The organism is Streptomyces sp. NPDC001889, assembly GCF_053594535.1.
In genome coordinates this window covers 192,144-209,964 of record NZ_JBSFER010000008.1, presented here as the reverse complement: position 1 = coordinate 209,964, position 17,821 = coordinate 192,144, and the positions used below count along the sequence as shown (strand labels likewise).

Below are 17,821 nucleotides of genomic sequence, written 5' to 3'. Positions count from 1 at the left end.
GCCCCTGCCCCCGGGAACGCAAGCGCCCCTCACGCACCCGCCAGAGCCGACCTACCCTTGCTGCCTTCCGGCCCTGGGGGAGTTCAGTCAGATAGCGCCACGTGAGGGGCTCCGCACAGGGTACCCGATGGTGGGGGGTGCGAACGAGTTCGCAAGCACCCCTCAGCGTCTTGTATTGTTTGCCGCGGAGGATTCGCCTAGTGGCCTAGGGCGCACGCTTGGAAAGCGTGTTGGGGGCAACCCCTCACGAGTTCGAATCTCGTATCCTCCGCCAGTGCCTCACCGGGCACTAACGTCGAAGGCCCCCATCGCGAGATGGGGGCCTTCGACGTGCATGGCCTCAGTTACCGGGCCATCACAGTGGGTAACAGGTCCGGATGTCGCGCGATCCTCCGGCCGGAACGGCTGTAGCAGGCACCCAGCACCTGGTCAGTGTCGCGGTTCACCGCGGTCTCCGTCGGGACTCCTACAGGATGGACACCGTCATCTCCACACCGCAAGGGATCGCCGCATGGCCTCGAACTCGACACCAGGACCGCCTCGAACCGACCTGGACTGATAAGAACAAAACGCTCTTGTCGACCGGGGACGGCAGGTACGACTGCACATTCGTCGACCCGACGGACTACCGGGTCTCGGAGGTGCGTCATTCCGTCAAGGTGGCCTCAGCTCTTGGTGAGCACTTCTCTGGCCGCGTAGTAGGCATGCAGTGCGGCCTCGCTCCCCGAACCCAAGGCGGTCATGATCCGCTGAAAGCGGGCGGAGCGGAGATCGCCGGCCACGATGACGCGGGGATGCTGGTCAGCCGGCGGACAGTACCCGTCCACCCCACGGGTCAGGTCACCGGACGGGGCGGTCGGGGCGTTGCCGATGCTGAGGTAGGCGGCATCCGCCACGATCGTCCGCAGGGTGCCGCTCTGGCCCATCGCTTCCGCTGACACCCCTGTGCCCTCTGTGGGCCGAAGCGCCAGGTGCTCGACGGGGAGGGGCGTGACGCGGGGGTCCTCGCGGACCTCTTCGATCTTGTATTCGTCGACCGCCGGGTACGCCACGAGCAGACGGGTGCCGGTGGCCGGGTGGGCGCGCAGGAAAGTGCCGATCGGGCGGTCGCCGCCGAGGACGAGGAGTGTCCGGCCCTCGGCGTCGTCCGCCTCGGCCTGCCAGAGCGGGGGCAGGGTCAGGCCGTCGGGGGCAGTGATCCAGGTGGCGTCGCGGGGTTGGAGGGGCCCGACGCCGGTGGCAGCGATGACGTACGGAGCGGTGAGACGGACGCCGGTGTCGACCGTGACGGTCACGTGGACATCGTCGGCACGAAGCTCGGTAACGCGCCTACCGAGTTCGAGCCGGCAAAGCTCCGTGCCCTTCAGCTCCGCGACGATGGAGTCGGCCAGCTCAGGGCCACTGGTGTAGCCGCCGAGGACGTTGTTCAGTGCCGGGATCCGATAGAGGTTGCGGCACAGCCGGTCCGGCTCGACCAGAATCGAGCGCAGGCCGACGCTGGCGGCCATGCGGGCAGCGGCGCAGCCGGCCGGGCCTCCACCCATGATGATCAGATCGGTGTCGTACAGCGCGTCGGCCATGAGGCTATTCCAGCACCGGCGCCCCGGCGTACGCAGTGAGTTGCCCCATCACGTGTTCGGTGGTGACGAGTTGGCCGGTTCCGATCAGGCGGCGGGCGACGAGGAGTCCGGCGTCATGGACGTCGGGGCCGGCGTCGCTGGCGCAGGCGTCGGTAACGATCCACGGCGCGTAGCCGTGCTCGAAGGCGTCGGCGGCGGACTTCAGGACGCAGCTCTCGGTGGCGATCCCACAGAAGACGAGGTCGGTCCAGCCGGCCCGGCGGATCAGTTCGGCGGCCTCCGGGGTGAGGAGCGTGTACCCGGTCTTGTCGACGACCGCGTGTGCGTGGGCGGCAGCATCGGCGAGCTCGGGAACGATGTCGGTCTCGGGCGGTTCCTGGAGTCGGCTCCACTGGAAGAAGCGCTCGTAGGGGCTGTCCGGATAGTTGAAGTACCGGGTAAAGATCACGGGTCGGCCAGCGGCGGACCACTGGGCGGCCAGGTCGGAGACCGCTGGCACGGCGTGGCGGCTGTGGTGGTTCACGAAGCCGTTCTGCATGTCGATCACGACCAGCGCGGCACTGCCGATGTCCATCTGGTGTCTCTCCTGCCCAGTGCTCTCAGCCGACGCTCTCGCGTAGAGCGTCCTGTGCGGCGCGTAGCCGTTCGGCCAGTCCGCTGGTCTTCATGATGGCCTCCCGCATCAGGACGTGCTGCGCGGTCTCCTGGGCTCGGGCGGTGGTGAGCCGGGAGTAGGCAGCGCGCAGGAAGCGCCAGCCGTACTGCTCGGGCATGGAGGGGTCCTGGCCGTCCTCGATCATCTGCTGGATCTGGCGCGTGAAGCACCACAGGGCCTGGACGGTCAGCTCGCAGGCGACCAGCTCGTCGATGCTGAGGCTGCGCTCGCAGGCATGGGAGGCGTAGGCGACGCCGGACCAGCCGGCGTAGCCGGTGGAGACTCCGCGCACGCCGAAGGACACGATGTCCGGGTGGTCAAAGCCGGTGGCGAGGAGCGACTCCTCGACCGTGCCGTCCAAGGGTGCGGGCCCGTCCGGGGCGCCACGGTCGACGAGAACCGAGGGCGTGGACAGCAAGCGCAGCGCGGTGTCGTGGACGTCTCCCGCCCACGGGCCGGAGGTGACCCAGTAGAGGGAGAGGACATACTCCGGGTTGGGGACGCGGGTGTGGTCTTCGTCCAAGAGATCGCGGAGCTTGTTTCGCGCCCAGGGCAGATCGGAGGCGTAGGAGCGGTAGCGCCAGACGGCGAGGTCGGTGAGCGCGGCAGGCTCGTGCGGCTGGACGAGGTGGAAGACAGCCACCCCGCACGCGAGAACGTGCAGAACACAGTCCTGCGCTTCAGGATGGTCCACACGGGCCGATGAGGACTCCAACCACTGGTCGTCCACGCTCGGTGTCATGTGTGCGCGGAGCCGGCGGGAGCGCTCGACGCCGATGAAGACCGGCAGGAACTTGTGTGAGTCGATTTCGATCCGGCCTGCGACGGACGCACCCGCGTCACTCATTCCCAGCGCCGCCGCGAACCGGGCCTTCGCGTCGTCCGACGCGCGACCGAGCGCGGTGTCGAGGACGGCCTGAGATTCGGCACGAGGCTGGTACCTCGCTCCGCCGCCCTCCCAGTTCGATACCGTCCGGTCGCTGACGCCCAGGTAGGCAGCGAAATCCCGCAGGCTCATGCGCAGGGCGTCGCGTAACAGCCGGGCTTCCCGACCGGACCATCGCTGCACCGTGACCACCGTCGTACCCCCTGTCCTCACCCGGTGGAACGCCGAAACGACCAGCTTGGCCAGCCTCGTTCAGCAGCAGTGCGGCATTGCTGCAGAGCGCGTACGTCACACCCCGCCATCGCCCTGCACCATGCTGGGTCCATCGAGCCGGGGTGTCCACCGCCACCAGGCGGCCCTCCGCCCGTTCTCTCCGGTATCACCACCAGAAGGAGCAAATGGCATGACCGACATCGTCAAGCGCAACGCCCGCGCCATCCTCGTCGACGGCGACGAGCTCGTCCTCATCAAGCGCACCAAGCCGGGCAGGGAGCCGTACTGGGTGACCGTCGGCGGAGGGGTCGAGGCGGACGACGCGACCATCGAGGCGGCGCTGCACCGGGAGGTGTTCGAGGAGCTGGGCGGCAAGCTGGAGCGCGCCGAGCTCGTCCACCTGATCACCGACGAGCTGGAGGGCGGCGCCGGCGTCCAGCACATCTTCGCCGCGCGCCTGGAGTCGATGGACTTGGCCGCCCGTACGGGCACGGAGTTCGCCAAGCCGGAGCGGGGTGGGTACGACGTGGTCCGGGTGCCGTTCACCGCCAAGGCCGTCCGTGAGCTGAACCTGATGCCGCCGGAGCTGGCCGAGTTCATCGCCGCCAACACGGACGCGATCGTCTCCGTCCTCGACACCCCCATCCGCGAAGCGTGAGCGATGACGCCCGCCCCGGACTTCGTCAGTCTCAACGGCCCTGACAACGCCGGCAAGACGACCCACCTGGTACGGCTGGCCGAGCGGTGGGACGGCTTCCAGCCGCTGGGCGCGGTCCACGAGCACGACCCCGAAGCGTGGGCGCGGGTGGCAGCCGACGACTACGCCCGGTGGTGGTTCGAGACGTCCACGACCGTCGAGCTGACCGAGATGCTGCTCGCCGGCCACGCCAGGCGGGCCGCCGCCCGCGAGGACGGGCGTACGGGGCTGCTGGATAGGGGCCTGCCCATGCTCCTCGCCGTGGCCGCCGCGACCTGCGTGGTCAAGGACGGTCTTACGGTCGGCGAGGCGTTCAAGACCGTGACGGGCATCGCCGGTTCGCGTGCCGCAGCCTCCGAGACCTCGATTCTCCTGCTCCCGTCCCTTGACGCCGAGCGCAGTTACGCCATGACGAGCGCTCGCGAGGGCCGCCCGTGGACCGGGATCTACCCGGCCTATCAGAAGTCGCTGCACGCGGTCCTGCTCCACCAGACCGCGCACGGCGCGTACAACACGGTCGTGGATTGCGAGGACCGCTCTCTGGACGACGTACACAGCAACATCCTCGATCGCCTTGACCTCAGTACACGCACTGATGGGAGTCCCCGGTGACCCAGAACTCCCCGCCCCTGGTCCTGCCGCCCGGCCTCGCCCGCGCCATAGCCACGCTCCCGAACAAGGACCGACATCGCCTGGACGACACCGTCACCCGACTCCACACCGTCAACGGGCACCTGTGGGGCACCGAGGACCGGGTGCGCGGCACCTTGCTCTCCGCCGCGCAGGTCGCCGACTGCAAGCGGGAAATCGATCAGCTCAACGCCGAACGCAACGCGCTCGCCGAGCGGGCCGACGAGGTCCTCGGCTCGCTGGCGGATGCGGGCCGCGCCGACGCACCGCTGCATACCGAGACACTCGCCTCCGTCGTCGACCGTCTGTCGGTGCTGACGCTGCGGATCTGGCACAGCGAGCGGGCGGCGGCCCGGGACGAGCTGACCCGCCGCCGCGTCCCCGCCCTCCACAGCCAGCGGGAGGAGCTGTGCGCCGCCCTCGACACGCTGGTCGGCGATGTCGTCGCCGGACGCCGTCGACTCCCTGTGCCGGCCCGCTTCAAGTTGTACGGCCGGGCCGACGCGGCCCCCGCCGAGGTCAAACCGAGTCGGCACCTGCGCCGGGTCATCGCCTTCGGTGGCCTGAGCGAGTGCGGCAAGAGCACCAGCGCCGAGTTCGTCCAGCGCACGTGCGGTGCCCAGCGCTTCAAGATCGGCTTCCTGCTGCGGCAGGCTGCCCACCGGGAGGGCCTTGCGGACCCGTACGCGCTGTCGGCCCGGCGGCAGGCCGAGCTGCTGCTCGGCGAGCTGAACCGCTTCGCGGACGCCCACGTCGACACACGGCTGTTCACCATCGAATCCGTCCACGACGACGCCTCGATCGCCGAGCTCAAGCAGCTCATGGACGACACGCTCCAGATCGTCTACCTGGATGCCTCCTTCGCCGTACGCGTCGAACGGTCCGGGACGCTGGCCCAGGCCGTCGCCGCGAAGGACGAGATCAAGATGAGCCGTGGCGCCCACCAGGTCGCCGCGCTCGCCGACCACGTCATCGACAACACGGGAAGCATCGCCGCCCTTCGCTCACGGCTGCGCCGCATCGCCGCCCCGCCGACGGTCACGGCTCTGCGTGTGGCCACCCCATACGGGCTGGGCCTGCCGGCCGCGGTCGCCTCGGCGACGGCCGACTTCACCGACGCTGTACGGGCATACGGCCCCGGCGTGCGGCTCGTCGCCCTGACCGGCAGCCCCGGCGAGGGCAGCTGGATCGCCGGCTGGTCCGACCTGGACCTGCTCGTCATCGCCGAACACGAGGCCCTCGGACGGGTCCAAAAGGCCCTGGAGCAGTACCGGACCGCCCTGGACGGCGCGGCCTCCCTCGGCCCCACCCTCGTCACGCCCGGCGAGCTGTCCGCCCGGCGCCTCACCCCGCGCCTGGCGTTCGTCCTTCACCAGTTCCAGCAGGGCAGCCCCGTCCTGCACGCCGCACCCGACCTCAAACTGCCGACGATCACCCGAGACGAGCTCGCGCTCGCCGCTGTCCGGGAACTCCCCCAGGTCATCCTCACCATGCGCCGCCTGCGCGCCGACGCGGGGCCGGCCACCTTGCGGCAGCTCTACAAGCACCTCGTGCTCGCCTGCCGTCTCCTCCTCCGGGAACACAACCAGTGGGAGTCCGGACCCGACCGGATCCTCACCGCGGCCTCCCGCATGCCGGGCCTGGTCAACCTCTCGGTGCCCTCCCTGGCCGAGATCTCCAGCGCCTGGCGCGACGGCGACACCGACCGTGCCTTCAAGCCCGTCGTCACGGCCGTCGACCAGTTCCTCACCTGGTACGCCATCCAGCTCGCCGCCTGAACAGCCTCCCCCTTCATCCTTCTCCCTCCAACAGGAGCTTCGCCATGCCCGAAACCATCACCACGCCGTCCTTCTCCGCCCGGATCGTCGAGCGCCTCAGCGTCGGGGCCACGAGCCGCCGCGAGCGCGTCATCCACTCCCTGGACGGCCTGGAGGACCCGGTTCACCCCGACACCCTCGCCAACACCGGAGCCGACCTGTGGCGTCTGCTCCAGGAGCAGGTGCCGGACGGACTCGGCTCCGTGGACTTCCTCCTCGGCCTGGACGCCGGCGGCATCCTGCCGACCGTCTCCCTCGCCGGCGCCGCCCATCTCCCGTACAAGATCGCCTGGAAGCTTCACCTTCCCCTCGACGGCGCGGTCCGCTTCAGCGAGCCCCACGCGATGCGCACCGACGTCTTCGCGTACGGCATCGCCCCCGGGCAGCGCATCGTCATCGTGGACGACGAGATCACCACCGGCCGGACCCTGGCCGACCTCACCCACCACCTCCGCGAGGCGGGCGCCGTCCCGCTGGCGGCGGCCTGCCTGGTGGAGGACCCCACCCGCGGAGCTCGCAACCTGCTCACCGACCTCGGTCTGCCCCTGGTCTCGCTCACCACGATCGAAGGCCCGGCGTGACCGCGGTCGCCCCGGCAGGGATCCGGTTCCACCACGGTTCCGTGGTCATCCCCGCCGGGGCCGTCCACACCACCCCGCTCGGATACGACCGTGACAGCGTTCCCGTCGGCGCACCGCTCCCGCTTGCCGCTTCCGCCGAGCTCGTCCACCGCCTGAGCGGGTGCGGCGAGGTCGTGGCGGCTTTCGAGGGGAAGCTCGGCGACACCCTCCTGGCACTGTCGGGGGTCCGCGCGATCCTCGACTGGTTGCGGCTGCGCTCGGTTCGCGTGGCCGTCCGGGCAGTCGGTCCGTACGCGGGGTTGATCGCCCGCACCGGGCTGATCACGCGGCCCCAGGCAACCGCGCCGAACGGCCATCGGGCCGTGATCGGTGACCGCGCGGGAATCGAGGCACACGGCTCGACGGCGGCGGTGCGCCTGGTGCTCGACCCGGCCGCCCCACCCTGCTGGTCGACCGACGGCCGCGCCCACCCAAATCTGCCCGCCCGCCACTACCTGGCGCCGGAGCGCCGCCTCGGTATTCGCCTGCCCGGCACGACCCCTTTCGCTCCCACCCTCGCGACCGGGCCGAACGACCTCGTGGAGGAACTGCGCTCGGCGGGCTGGCTCGGCGGTCTGAACATCGCCGCCATCACCGCCACCAGTTGGCCGGAGCGCAAGGACTACACCGCGCGGCGCTACATCACCCTGGCCGAGCACATCGCCGAGGCCCGACAGACCCAGGCCCGGCTGCTGCTCATCGGCGGCAACCCGGGCGACGACCTCCGCGTCACCGCGGAGGCTCCCCGGCGCCATGTGCAGGTCCTCCGCCTCGACGGGATGCCGGCCGATCACCTCGCCGACCTCTTCCCGCACTGCCACCTCATCGTCGGCAACGACACCGGTCTCACCCACCTCGCCGCGATGGCCCGCGACCGGGACGGCGGCAGCCCACCGGTCATCGGCCTGTACGCGCGCCACAGCCACAGCAAGTGGCGCACCGGCATGCCGCACCACCACGCCGTCGCCACCGACCTGTCCGACCGCATGCACCAGGGCGACCTCTGCCCCGTCCGCGACGCCATCACCCCGGACACGGACGTTCACATGGACGCCTTCCCGCCCACCGCTCTGGCACAGGTCGGCCTCGAACTGCTTACCAAGGTGAGGCGATGACCTTCCAGCCACCCCTTCGGCTCGGTCCGGTACGGCGCTTCACCCGCAATCTGCTCCGCCCCGTCGACCTCCTCGGCCGCCCGCTGCTCCTGAAGTACACCCGCGATGTGGCCGAGGCCCGTGAGGAGATCCGCGGCCACGCCCACTTGGCCCGGCGCTACCGCGTCCCTGCCCGGCACGCCCACCTGCGCGTGCCGGGCGGGTACCTCCTCGCGTACGAACGCCTCCCGGGCGGCACCGACCAGGGCCTCCTGCTCGACCTCCTCAACGCGGACGAGCCGAGCGACGACCTCCACATCTACATGGACCAACTCACGTCCGCGTACCGCGAGGTCATCCTCACGACGGCATGGTCGGCCGATCCGGCGCACGTCGTCCGCAAGCTGTACTGGGACCGTGCGGCCCCCGGTGGCCGACTCGACACGTACTACGCCGGGAAGGACTTCCTGATGGCCGATGGCCTCATCGACATCCCGGTCTCCCGCCTCGACACCTACGCCCTGAACATCAACGGCCGTCGGCACCGCCTCGGCTGGGCCGCCACCCTCCGCCGGCTGCGTGCCCACTTCGCCACGAGCGAGCCGGTCTGGGCGGCCCTCACCCAGGGCGACCCCACCGACGTCAATCTCGCCCACCCGCTCGCCTGGTTCGACTATGACACCGCCGGGATGAACAGCATCCCCGGCGAGTTCGCCAACTTCCTCTGGTACGCCTCCACCCTCGGCGGCTGGCTCGTCCCCACGCACAACCCGACTGCCTTCGCCGACCACCCCGCCACCTTCGACCATGTCCCGGCCAACACCGCGAAGATCCGGCGAGCAGACGTCGACCACACCACCAGCACCATCCACATCAACTACGCCCCGCGTCTCTCGACGCCCCGGCGAGCCGCCGTGACCGCGTACTGGAACCAGCTCGTACGGCCGGTCGCCGACCGCCTCTGGCCCGGTGAGGACCTGGCGAACCTCCTCCGCCCCTACCTGGCCATGCGCATCCTCGGCGTCTACAACCTGGCCGACCTGGCCCCCGAGGACCGGCTCGCCCTCCTCGCCCGGCTCGCCGAGGCCATGAGTCCTGCCTTCAACCCCACCTCCTACTTCTGCCCGCTGGAGTCGCCATGCCCGGCCCCCTGAACGGCCACACCGCCCTGGTCACCGGAGCCACCGGCGGCCTCGGCTCGGCCATTGCCCGCCGCCTCGCCGCAGACGGTGCCACCGTCGCCCTAGCGCACCTCGACGACGACCGGGCCGCAGCCGAGCTCGCCACCCACATCACCGACAGCGGCGGCACCGCGATCCCCCTGGGAGCCGACCTCCGCGACGCCGAGTCCGTAGCCGCCCTCTGCCACCAGGCCCACGACCGGCTCGGCCCGATCGGCATCCTGGTCAGCAACGCCGGCGCCTACCCTCGCCGCCCCTGGCCCGAGATGACGCCCACCCATTGGGACGATGCCCTGGCCACCAACCTGACCAGCCACTACCTCCTCGCCCACGAGCTCACCCCCGCCATGACGGCCGCCGGCTGGGGCCGGATGATCACGATCGGCTCCGTCCTCGCCACGGCAGGCCGCCACGACCTCGCCGGCTACATCAGCGCCAAGGCCGGCCTCGAAGGACTCACCCGCGCCCTCGCCCGCGAACTCGGCCCCGCCGGCATCACCACCAACTGCGTCGCCCCGGGTTCCATCCGTGTCCCCGCTGAGGACACGGTCGTCGACGACCCCGAGGCCATGACCGTCCGCCAACTCGCCCGCCAGTGCGTGCAGCGCCGGGGCCGCCCGGACGACGTCGCCGCCGCCGTCGCCTTCCTCGCCACCGACGACGCCGGCTTCATCACCGGCCAGACCCTGCGCGTGGACGGGGGCTGGGTCCTTGGCTGACATCTGGCTCATGCGCCACGGCGCCTACGAAGGCCACCGCCCCGGCCACCACGCCCCGCACGATGCCGCCCTCACGCAGGAGGGCAGCGACCAGGTACGCCGCTCCCTCCCCCTCCCCGACGGCATCACCGCGATCGTCACCAGCCCGGTTCCCCGCGCCCGCCAGACCGCCACCCTCGTCTCGCACCTCACGGGCCTGCCGATCGTGGCCGTCTCCGGCCTCTTGGCCGAATGGCGCGCCCCGAGCATCGTCCTCGGCCGAACCGCCGAGACCTACCCGCCGGCCTACCGCGCCTGGCGAGCCCGCCGCCTCGCCAACCCCTCCCTACGCTGCGAAGACGGCGAAAGCCTCACCGACCTCCACACCCGCGCCCGCCACTGCGCCGCCTTCCTCCACCACACCGCCGGGCGCCACGGCCCCCTCTTGGCCGTCTCCCACACGCTCCTCCTGGGCGTCCTCACACACCTCTCAGAAGGCCCCGCCGCTTTCGTCACCGCCGCGAAAACGCCTTGGCAGTTTACTGAGCTCCGACTTCTGCCCGCCCATCCAAGAGACACACCTGGCCTTCACCAACCTGAACGATGAATGGCCTGTATCTGGCAGCACCAGCGCCCATCACATTCAAGAAGTAAGAACTGTTCAACTCCGAAGGGCAGTGTCAGACCTCTCTGACACAGTGCTCGGATGCTGCCGCCACAAGGGGCCGCCGACATCACTCTGTCAGCGCCCGATGCCTTCGACATCCCCGTGTTCGTACGACGGAGCTCGCCCTTGGAGCCAGCGCCGCGCCCGAAGCCGCAAACGGTGTCCCAAGCCGACCAAGCATGGCCGACGCCCGCGAACATGCCACCCGACGGCGACTACCTAGTGACCACGACGTGGCGTGACGTACTGGACGCTGCCACCACTGTGGGCCGGGATATCGCGCCGTGGATCACTGCTGTCCCCCGACTCGCCCGCCGCGAGATCGCTGCACGGCGCTACCCGCTCGCCGCCTACCTGATCCGAAGTGGGGCCACAGCGCACCAACACGGCTCGGGCCACGCTGTTGTACCAAGCGTCGTATACACACACGGGACCGAGAGCTCGACCCGTTCCGCCTTTGGCTACCACGTCGGCATGACGATGGCAGAGTGGGCCTGCAGAGGGCTTATGGGTCTCGGCCCGACGACCCATGCCGAGAGCGCCATACCCCCTGGCGCGCTGCCTGGCTGGCAAAAGCGCAAGAGTCTGCCCGACCTCTTTGGCACCCACCCGTTGACAACTGATCTCTGGCTGGTGGAGGCGAAGGGGGGCCGCACCCTTGGTGCGAGCAGCCGCCGAAAGGGTGCCCGGCAGCTGGATGTGGGCCCTCTCGTGCCGGTGAGGCACCAAAAAGTTCTCTGCGGTACGAGCCTGCAACAGCGGCTCTTCATGATGATCGACATCGAGAGCGGTCTCTCCCTCCCAGAGAGCGGCGATTCCTCTGAGCAGATGGATGACGCACTGGAGCACGACAACGACGCGCTAGTGGAGCTCGCGCGTGCTCGCATGCTGTTGTACCTCGCCCTGGTGTCCCTCCCTCCGGGCAGTCTGAAGCTCGCAGCCGTGGGCGGCCGACGAACTGGTAATTCTCGGCGCCGAACGGGGAGCCTTGTCCACCTCCTCGAAAGCGACGATGAGACAGCCGACCTGCGGCATCGACTCGACAGCGGAGCGACGGGCCCCGCCATCACGAGAGGGGACGGTGTCGACATGCTGGCAGGAAGGCTTCCGGGCACCGATCTGATGATCGGCATGTCCCGACGTCTCTTCGGGGCCTGCCGGGAGCTGGCGGAGATGGACAGAAGGATGGTCGCGGAGATCCAGGAGACCTCGGCCATGACCGACGTGTACTCAACACTGCAGCCACTCCCTGTCATACGCACGGACCTTGTCGCAACGGCACCCAGCGATGCGAGTGAGCGGCAATACAAGAGACACATAGCAGAGCGAGACGAGCGAGTGCGCAGCCATCGAGAGCGATACCGAGACGATTTCGGCCAGGCTGCTCGGCGTGGATTCGCTGCGGGTGATGCCAGCCCCTGGGAGGCGCTCATCTCCATCACACCGCGCCTCACGTCGCCGTCGGAGGACGGATTCCTTGAGGCTGCGACGGCAGATACCTACCTCGCCGTGGAGCAGGATTCACTGGACCTGGACGTCGAGACGGCTTAGCACCCGCAGGACGGAAACGCCAGCTGAAGAGGAGTTGCAGTGGCAAGGGACCAGGTGCGATGCGCCTGCTGTGCTGACCCAATAGCGGCGGGGGTGCCGTACTCAGTGGTTCCGGCAGGTGGTCACCGTGCTCACGTGGAGTGCGCGGGCCCGAACGACCGGACTACCACACCTCGCCCGCCAGCAGCGCCACACCTAGCGATCAAGCCCACGCGCAATCGAGTGATCAGGTCGACCTGAGCCTGGTCTCAGTTCTGGTCTTATTCGCCCCCGTCCGGGCCCGTTCGGGCGGGGCCACCGCGAACGCTCCACCCTCCACCGCCGATCAGGACGCCCACGACCCCCACCGGCCCCCCGTACGAACATTTGGAAAGGGTGTTCGGGGCAACCCCTCACGAGTTCGCATCTCGTATCCTCCGCCAGTGCCTCACCGGGCACTCGCGTGCGGAGGGCCCGGCGCCGCAGAGGTCAGTGCGGTCCGGTGCGGAAGGCGCGGCGGTAGGCGCCCGGGGTGGTGCCCAGGGTGGTGAGGAAGCGGCGGCGGAGGTTGGTGGCCGAGGAGAGGCCGGTGCGGCGGGCCACGGCCTCCACGGGGAGGTCGGAGGTCTCCAGCAGTTCCCGGGCCGCGGTGATCCGCTGGGCGAGGAGCCACTGGCCGGGGCTGGTGCCGAGCTGGTCGGTGAACCGGCGGGCCAGGGTGCGCGGCGAGACGCCGGCGCGGGCGGCCAGGCCGGTGAGGGTCAGTTCCTCGCCGAGCCTCCCGGTGGCCCACTCCAGCAGCGGGGCGAGCGTGCCGTCGATCTGGGCGGGGTGCGGCGGCGCCGCGTACTGGAGCTGGCCGCCCTCGCGGTGCGGCGGCATGACCATGTTCCGGGCGACCTGTGCGGCGTACCGGGCGCCCTGGTCCCGGCGGACGAGATGCAGACAGAGGTCGATGCCGGCTCCGGCGCCCGCGCTGGTGGCGACGTCGCCGTGGTCCACGTACAGCACGTCCGGGTCGAGGCGGACGGCCGGGAAGCGCGTCGCGAACTCCTCGGCCAGCGCCCAGTGCGTGGTCGCCCGGCGCCCGTCCAGCAGGCCCGCGCGGGCCGGGACCGCGGCGCCGGAGCAGATGCTGACCACCCGGGCCCCGCGGGCGTGCGCCCGGAGCAGGGCGCGGAGGACCGCGGGCGAGGGCGGCTCCCCGATGGGCAGCCATCCCGGTACGACCACGGTGTCCGCCCGGTCCAGCGCGTCCAGGCCGTCCGTGACGAGCATGTCGTACCCGGCGGGCGTGGGGACCGGACCGGGGTGTTCGGCGCACACCCCGAAGGCGTACCGCACGGGAAGTCCGGGCCGTTCGATCCCGAACACCTCCGCCGCGCAGGCGAGTTCGAACGTCGACTGCGGCGGATGGACGAGGGCCACCACTCGATGCATGGCAGGAAAGTACCGCAGGATGTCTTTTCCGACACTCGGTGGGACGGCGCCCGGCGGCGAGGCTGGACCGCATGACGACAGAGCAGAGCACCGCCGGTTATGTGTGGGCCGCCGTCCGGGACGCCGAGGCGCGCGAGCTCTTCCCGGGTATCCGTCTGCGCACCCTGTGGCGCGGGGACGAGGGGGCGACCGCCCATGTGCTGGAGATGGACCCGGGGGCCCGGTGGCAGGGGGTCGATGTCCATGAACCCGGGCCGGAGGAGGTCTTCGTGGTCTCCGGTGTCTTCAACGACGGCTACCGGGACTATCCCGCCGGCTCCTTCATCCACGCCCCCGCGGGCTCCTCGCACATCCCGCAGACGGCGACGGGCTGCACGCTGTTCCTCTTCTATCCGGAGGGGTGACCGGCCGTCGGGGGTACGGAGAACAGGGCCCCGGGGATGGGGGATGCGGGGTACGGCGTACGGGGCACGGGGCACGGGCTGGTGCCGCGTGCGCCGTCCCCGGCCCCCGCGCCCCGCATCCCGCATCCCGCATCCGTCCAAGCACCAGCCGCCCGCGCCAACCCCGCCCCAGCCAACTCCACCCGCACACACCCCCGTTGCCGTATGGACAGGCCTCCGGCACCGCACTAGCCTCGCACTTGGTCTAGACCTGAACTGCGCCAGCCTGGCATCCCCCCACGCACCCCAGGAGCGACGTATGCGCAGAAAGATCACCTCAGCCCTGCTCGGCCTCGGTATCGCCGGGGTCTCGCTGCTCGCCACCTCCGGCAGCGCCCAGGGCCACGGCTACACCGACTCGCCCATCAGCCGTCAGCAGCTCTGCGGCAACGGCACCGTGAGCAACTGCGGTCAGATCCAGTGGGAGCCGCCGAGCGTCGAGGGGCCCAAGGGGTTCCCCGGGCGCGGGCCCGTCGACGGGGCCATCTGTGCCGGTGGCAACGGGCGGTTCTCCGAGCTGGACGACCCGCGCGGCGGCGCCTGGCCCGCCACGCAGCTCAGCGGCGGTCAGAGCCACACCTTCACCTGGCGGATCACCGCCCGGCACAACACCTCCGACTTCCGCTACTACATCACCAAGGACGGCTACGACCCCCGCAAGCCGCTCACCCGGGCCGATCTGGAGCCGCAGCCCTTCCTCACCGTGCCCTTCGGCGGTGCGCGGCCGGACTCCACCGTCAGCCACTCGGGCACCCTGCCCCGCAAGTCCGGCAAGCATCTGATCCTCGGCGTCTGGAATGTCTCCAACACGGAGAACGCCTTCTACGCCTGCTCGGACGTGCGGTTCTGACCCCGCCCGGCATGCCCCGGTGAACCCCGCGCGGCCGGTCACACGGCCAGTCGTGTGACCGGCCGCGCGCCGTTCCCGGGTGCGCGCGCCGCCCCGCGCCGGATAATGGCAGGCGGGGGCAGCCGCGCGCGCTCGGACGGAGGTGGGCTCCCATGGCCAAGGGCAGCGGGGGCTCCGGCAGGAGCAGAGAGCACCCCACACCCCGGGAGCGGGCCGAGCGGGGCCGGGCCGCGCGCCGGGCCGCCCCGAGGTCCGGGCACGGCGACTTCTCCCCCGGGGCCGGCCGGCGCGACCCGGTCGACGTGATCGAGGCGCAGTCGGCCGTACGCGTCCCGGAGCTGGTCCCCATCCGGTACGGGCGGATGACCGAGTCCCCGTTCCGCTTCTACCGGGGCGCCGCCGCGATCATGGCGGGCGATCTCTCCACCACCCCGGACACCGGCCTCACCGCCCAGCTCTGCGGCGACGCCCATCTGCTGAACTTCCGGCTCCTCGGCTCCCCCGAGCGCCGGCTGGTCTTCGACATCAACGACTTCGACGAGACCCTGCCGGGCCCCTGGGAGTGGGATCTGAAGCGGCTCGCCGCCAGTCTGGTCATCGCCGGCCGCGAGAACGGCTACCCGGCGGAGGTACGGGCCCGGATCGTCCGCGCGACCGTGCGGTCCTACCGGACGCGTATGCGGGCGTACGCCGGAATGGGCAATCTGGAGGTCTGGTACGACCGGGCCGACATGGAGGAGCTGCGGACCGTGGCCGGCCGGCGGCTCGGCGCGCGCGGCAACCGGCGCCTCTCCGACGCCATGGCGAAGGCCCGCACCCGGGACAGCCTCAAGGCGTTCACCAAGCTCACCCGCCTGGAGGACGGCGAGCGCCGGTTCGCCCCCGACCCGCCGCTGGTCGTCCCGGTCGGGGAGCTGCTGCACGGCGGCGAGCGGGACCGGTTCGTCGCGGAGCTGCACGGGCTCGTCGACCGGTACGCCCGGAGCCTGACCACCGAGCGGAAGCATCTGCTCCGGCAGTACCGGGTCGCCGACATCGCCCGCAAGGTGGTGGGCGTGGGCAGTGTGGGGACCCGCTGCTGGATTCTGCTGCTCCTCGGCAAGGACGACCAGGACCCGCTGATCCTCCAGGCCAAGGAGGCCGATCACTCGGTGCTCGCCGAATACACCGGCGAGAGCGCCTACGACAACCAGGGCCGGCGGGTGGTCGCCGGGCAGCGGCTGATGCAGGCCGTCGGCGATGTGTTCCTCGGCTGGGACCGGGTCCAGGGGCTCGACGGCCGGCGGCGGGACTTCTATGTGCGCCAGCTCCACGACTGGAAGGGCATCGTCGAGCCGCAGATCATGGTCCCGAAGGGCATGCGGATCTTCGGCGAGCTCTGCGGGGCGACCCTGGCCCGGGCGCACGCCCGCTCCGGTGACCGGATCGCCATCGCCGCCTATCTGGGCTCCGGCGATGTCCTCGACCGGGCGCTGGCCCGGTTCGCGGAGAGCTACGCCGACCAGAACGAGCGCGACCACGCGGCGCTGCTGGCGGCGGTGCGCGAGGGCAGGGTCACCGCGACGGCCGCCTGACCGCGCGCACCGGTCCCGCCCCCGCCCGGCGCGGGGCGGGGTGGCCGGGCGTACCGTCTCCCGGGTATCCGGAAGACGCACGAGGAGAGCCGACGCTTGACCGAGGAGGAGTTCGCCGAGTTCTACCGGCGTTCGGTCCACCGGCTCACGGGCCAGCTGTATGTGATGACCGGCGATTTCCACGAGGCCCAGGACGTGGTGCAGGAGGCTTTCGTACGGGCCTGGGGGCGGCGCCGGCAGCTGGAGCGGGATCTCGGTCCCGAGGCCTGGGTGCGGACGGTGGCCTGGCGGCTCGCGGTGAGCCGGTGGCGGCGGGTGGTGCGGGGGCAGCGCGCGTGGAGCCGGCGCACCGATCCGGAGACCAGCGGGGGGCCGGAGCCGGGGATGGTCGATGTGGAGCGGGCGCTGCGCCGGATGCCGCCCCGGCAGCGGCAGTGCGCCGCGCTGTTCTATGTCTGCGATCTGTCCGTGGAGCAGATAGCGGCCGAGACACGGCTGTCGCCCGGCACCGTCAAGACCCATCTGTCACGGGCCCGGACCAGGCTCGCCGACAGCCTCGACCATCCTTCGCTCACCGGGGAGAGCCATGATGTCCGACCTTGACAGCCGGCTGGCGGCCGAGCTGCGGCAGGCCGCGGATCAGGCGGCGGAGCGGGTGCGGCCCATGGACGTACCCGGGATCACCGACCGGGCGCGGCGCGGCCACCGGCGCCGGCGGCTGCTGACGGTGGCGGCGGGGGCGGGCGGGCTGACGGCAGCCGTGTCGCTGGCGGTGACGCTGCTGGCGGGCGGCGGGGAGCCCGAGCCGGTGCCGCCCGCCGTGCCCGCGAGCGTGCCGGCCTCGACGAGCACCCCGACGGCCGTCCCGACGAGCGGTCCCGCCCCGGCTCCGTCCCGGAGTCTCTCCGTCTCCCGGCCACCGGCCACGACTGCCTTCCGCGAGCCGGGGCAGGACCCCACCGGGGCTCCGGCGTCCCCCCGGGGGGACGCCGGAGCCCCGGCCCTCCCGGACGCGACGGGCCCGGTCACCACCGGGCCGGGCGAGCCGGCCGTCCCCGAGCGCGGCCCGCTGCCCTAGGGAGTTTCTTTCGGATCGGGCCGGACCGGTGAGCGGGGTCCGGTGCCGGGGATCGCGAGGCGGAGGAGGGAGCCCACGCGGAGCACCGGCGACCGACGACAACGCGGCAAGGCGCGGCACCAGGGCTCGCGAGCCCGGCACGATCCGAAAGAGACGGCCTGGAGGCCC

At 71.1% G+C, this 17,821-nt stretch carries 18 protein-coding genes, 1 tRNA gene and 1 other RNA gene; 15 read left to right on the top strand and 5 right to left on the bottom strand.

Features of this window, described 5'->3' with window-relative positions:
* Positions 1 to 15 precede the first annotated feature (15 nt).
* Positions 16 to 114: signal recognition particle sRNA small type (gene ffs, locus ACWCRA_RS11245), an RNA gene on the bottom strand.
* 72 nt (positions 115 to 186) lie between these two features.
* Between ffs and ACWCRA_RS11240 the strand changes: the two genes are divergently transcribed.
* Positions 187 to 274: transfer RNA gene (locus tag ACWCRA_RS11240), tRNA-Ser, on the top strand.
* A gap of 391 nt (positions 275 to 665) precedes the next feature.
* On the opposite strand, the gene ACWCRA_RS11235 is transcribed toward ACWCRA_RS11240, so the two are convergent.
* The 3 genes from ACWCRA_RS11235 to ACWCRA_RS11225 are packed head-to-tail and all read right to left on the bottom strand — an operon-like array spanning position 666 to position 3,253.
* Positions 666 to 1,580: an FAD-dependent oxidoreductase gene (locus tag ACWCRA_RS11235; RefSeq protein WP_351550715.1), complete on the bottom strand. Its 915-nt coding sequence runs from the start codon at positions 1,578 to 1,580 to the stop codon at positions 666 to 668.
* 4 nt (positions 1,581 to 1,584) lie between these two features.
* Positions 1,585 to 2,154 carry a cysteine hydrolase gene (locus ACWCRA_RS11230; protein WP_351550718.1) on the bottom strand — a complete coding sequence of 190 codons (570 nt, stop codon included), beginning with the start codon at positions 2,152 to 2,154 and terminating at the stop codon, positions 1,585 to 1,587.
* 25 nt (positions 2,155 to 2,179) lie between these two features.
* Positions 2,180 to 3,253, bottom strand: a complete 1,074-nt coding sequence (locus ACWCRA_RS11225) for a helix-turn-helix domain-containing protein (protein WP_451067298.1) — start codon at positions 3,251 to 3,253, stop codon at positions 2,180 to 2,182.
* A 271-nt stretch (positions 3,254 to 3,524) separates the two neighbouring features.
* Between ACWCRA_RS11225 and ACWCRA_RS11220 the strand changes: the two genes are divergently transcribed.
* From ACWCRA_RS11220 to ACWCRA_RS11180, 9 genes are all read left to right on the top strand, one after another.
* The gene (locus tag ACWCRA_RS11220; RefSeq protein ID WP_351550724.1) at positions 3,525 to 3,992 is read left to right on the top strand and encodes an NUDIX hydrolase; all 468 of its coding nucleotides are present in this window, start codon (positions 3,525 to 3,527) and stop codon (positions 3,990 to 3,992) included.
* Between the two features lie 3 nt (positions 3,993 to 3,995).
* The gene (locus ACWCRA_RS11215) at positions 3,996 to 4,643 is read left to right on the top strand and encodes a hypothetical protein (RefSeq protein WP_351550726.1); all 648 of its coding nucleotides are present in this window, start codon (positions 3,996 to 3,998) and stop codon (positions 4,641 to 4,643) included.
* Positions 4,640 to 6,439: a DUF4254 domain-containing protein gene (locus ACWCRA_RS11210; RefSeq protein ID WP_451067297.1), complete on the top strand. Its 1,800-nt coding sequence runs from the start codon at positions 4,640 to 4,642 to the stop codon at positions 6,437 to 6,439. Before ACWCRA_RS11215 ends, ACWCRA_RS11210 begins: the two co-directional genes overlap by 4 nt.
* A gap of 44 nt (positions 6,440 to 6,483) precedes the next feature.
* A complete protein-coding gene (locus ACWCRA_RS11205) occupies positions 6,484 to 7,059 on the top strand; it encodes a phosphoribosyltransferase (RefSeq protein ID WP_451067296.1) in 576 nt (191 codons plus the stop codon).
* A 41-nt stretch (positions 7,060 to 7,100) separates the two neighbouring features.
* Entirely contained in the window at positions 7,101 to 8,213 is a 1,113-nt protein-coding gene (locus tag ACWCRA_RS11200) for a glycosyltransferase family 9 protein (protein ID WP_451067295.1), read from the top strand.
* Positions 8,210 to 9,346 (top strand): hypothetical protein, encoded by a 1,137-nt coding sequence (locus ACWCRA_RS11195; protein ID WP_451067294.1) that lies wholly within the window; start codon positions 8,210 to 8,212, stop codon positions 9,344 to 9,346. Before ACWCRA_RS11200 ends, ACWCRA_RS11195 begins: the two co-directional genes overlap by 4 nt.
* Positions 9,331 to 10,092, top strand: coding sequence for an SDR family NAD(P)-dependent oxidoreductase (locus ACWCRA_RS11190; protein ID WP_451067293.1), 762 nt, complete (start codon positions 9,331 to 9,333; stop codon positions 10,090 to 10,092). The genes ACWCRA_RS11195 and ACWCRA_RS11190 overlap by 16 nt, the downstream gene beginning before the upstream one ends.
* On the top strand, positions 10,085 to 10,678 hold the full coding sequence (locus tag ACWCRA_RS11185; RefSeq protein WP_451067292.1) for a histidine phosphatase family protein: 594 nt from the start codon (positions 10,085 to 10,087) through the stop codon (positions 10,676 to 10,678). The genes ACWCRA_RS11190 and ACWCRA_RS11185 overlap by 8 nt, the downstream gene beginning before the upstream one ends.
* A gap of 534 nt (positions 10,679 to 11,212) precedes the next feature.
* Positions 11,213 to 12,289, top strand: a complete 1,077-nt coding sequence (locus tag ACWCRA_RS11180) for a hypothetical protein (protein ID WP_451067291.1) — start codon at positions 11,213 to 11,215, stop codon at positions 12,287 to 12,289.
* A 468-nt stretch (positions 12,290 to 12,757) separates the two neighbouring features.
* Here ACWCRA_RS11180 and ACWCRA_RS11175 read toward each other — a convergent pair whose 3' ends face one another.
* On the bottom strand, positions 12,758 to 13,708 hold the full coding sequence (locus tag ACWCRA_RS11175) for a helix-turn-helix domain-containing protein (RefSeq protein ID WP_451067290.1): 951 nt from the start codon (positions 13,706 to 13,708) through the stop codon (positions 12,758 to 12,760).
* A 71-nt stretch (positions 13,709 to 13,779) separates the two neighbouring features.
* On the opposite strand from ACWCRA_RS11175, the gene ACWCRA_RS11170 reads away from it, so the two are divergent.
* From ACWCRA_RS11170 to ACWCRA_RS11150, 5 genes are all read left to right on the top strand, one after another.
* On the top strand, positions 13,780 to 14,112 hold the full coding sequence (locus ACWCRA_RS11170; protein WP_351550751.1) for a cupin domain-containing protein: 333 nt from the start codon (positions 13,780 to 13,782) through the stop codon (positions 14,110 to 14,112).
* Positions 14,113 to 14,410: 298 nt separating this feature from the next.
* Positions 14,411 to 15,001 carry a lytic polysaccharide monooxygenase auxiliary activity family 9 protein gene (locus ACWCRA_RS11165; protein WP_351550754.1) on the top strand — a complete coding sequence of 197 codons (591 nt, stop codon included), beginning with the start codon at positions 14,411 to 14,413 and terminating at the stop codon, positions 14,999 to 15,001.
* A 152-nt stretch (positions 15,002 to 15,153) separates the two neighbouring features.
* On the top strand, positions 15,154 to 16,575 hold the full coding sequence (locus ACWCRA_RS11160) for a DUF2252 domain-containing protein (protein WP_351550757.1): 1,422 nt from the start codon (positions 15,154 to 15,156) through the stop codon (positions 16,573 to 16,575).
* Positions 16,576 to 16,671: 96 nt separating this feature from the next.
* Entirely contained in the window at positions 16,672 to 17,178 is a 507-nt protein-coding gene (locus ACWCRA_RS11155; RefSeq protein WP_351550760.1) for a SigE family RNA polymerase sigma factor, read from the top strand.
* A complete protein-coding gene (locus ACWCRA_RS11150) occupies positions 17,165 to 17,653 on the top strand; it encodes a hypothetical protein (RefSeq protein WP_451067289.1) in 489 nt (162 codons plus the stop codon). The genes ACWCRA_RS11155 and ACWCRA_RS11150 overlap by 14 nt, the downstream gene beginning before the upstream one ends.
* Positions 17,654 to 17,821 lie beyond the last annotated feature (168 nt).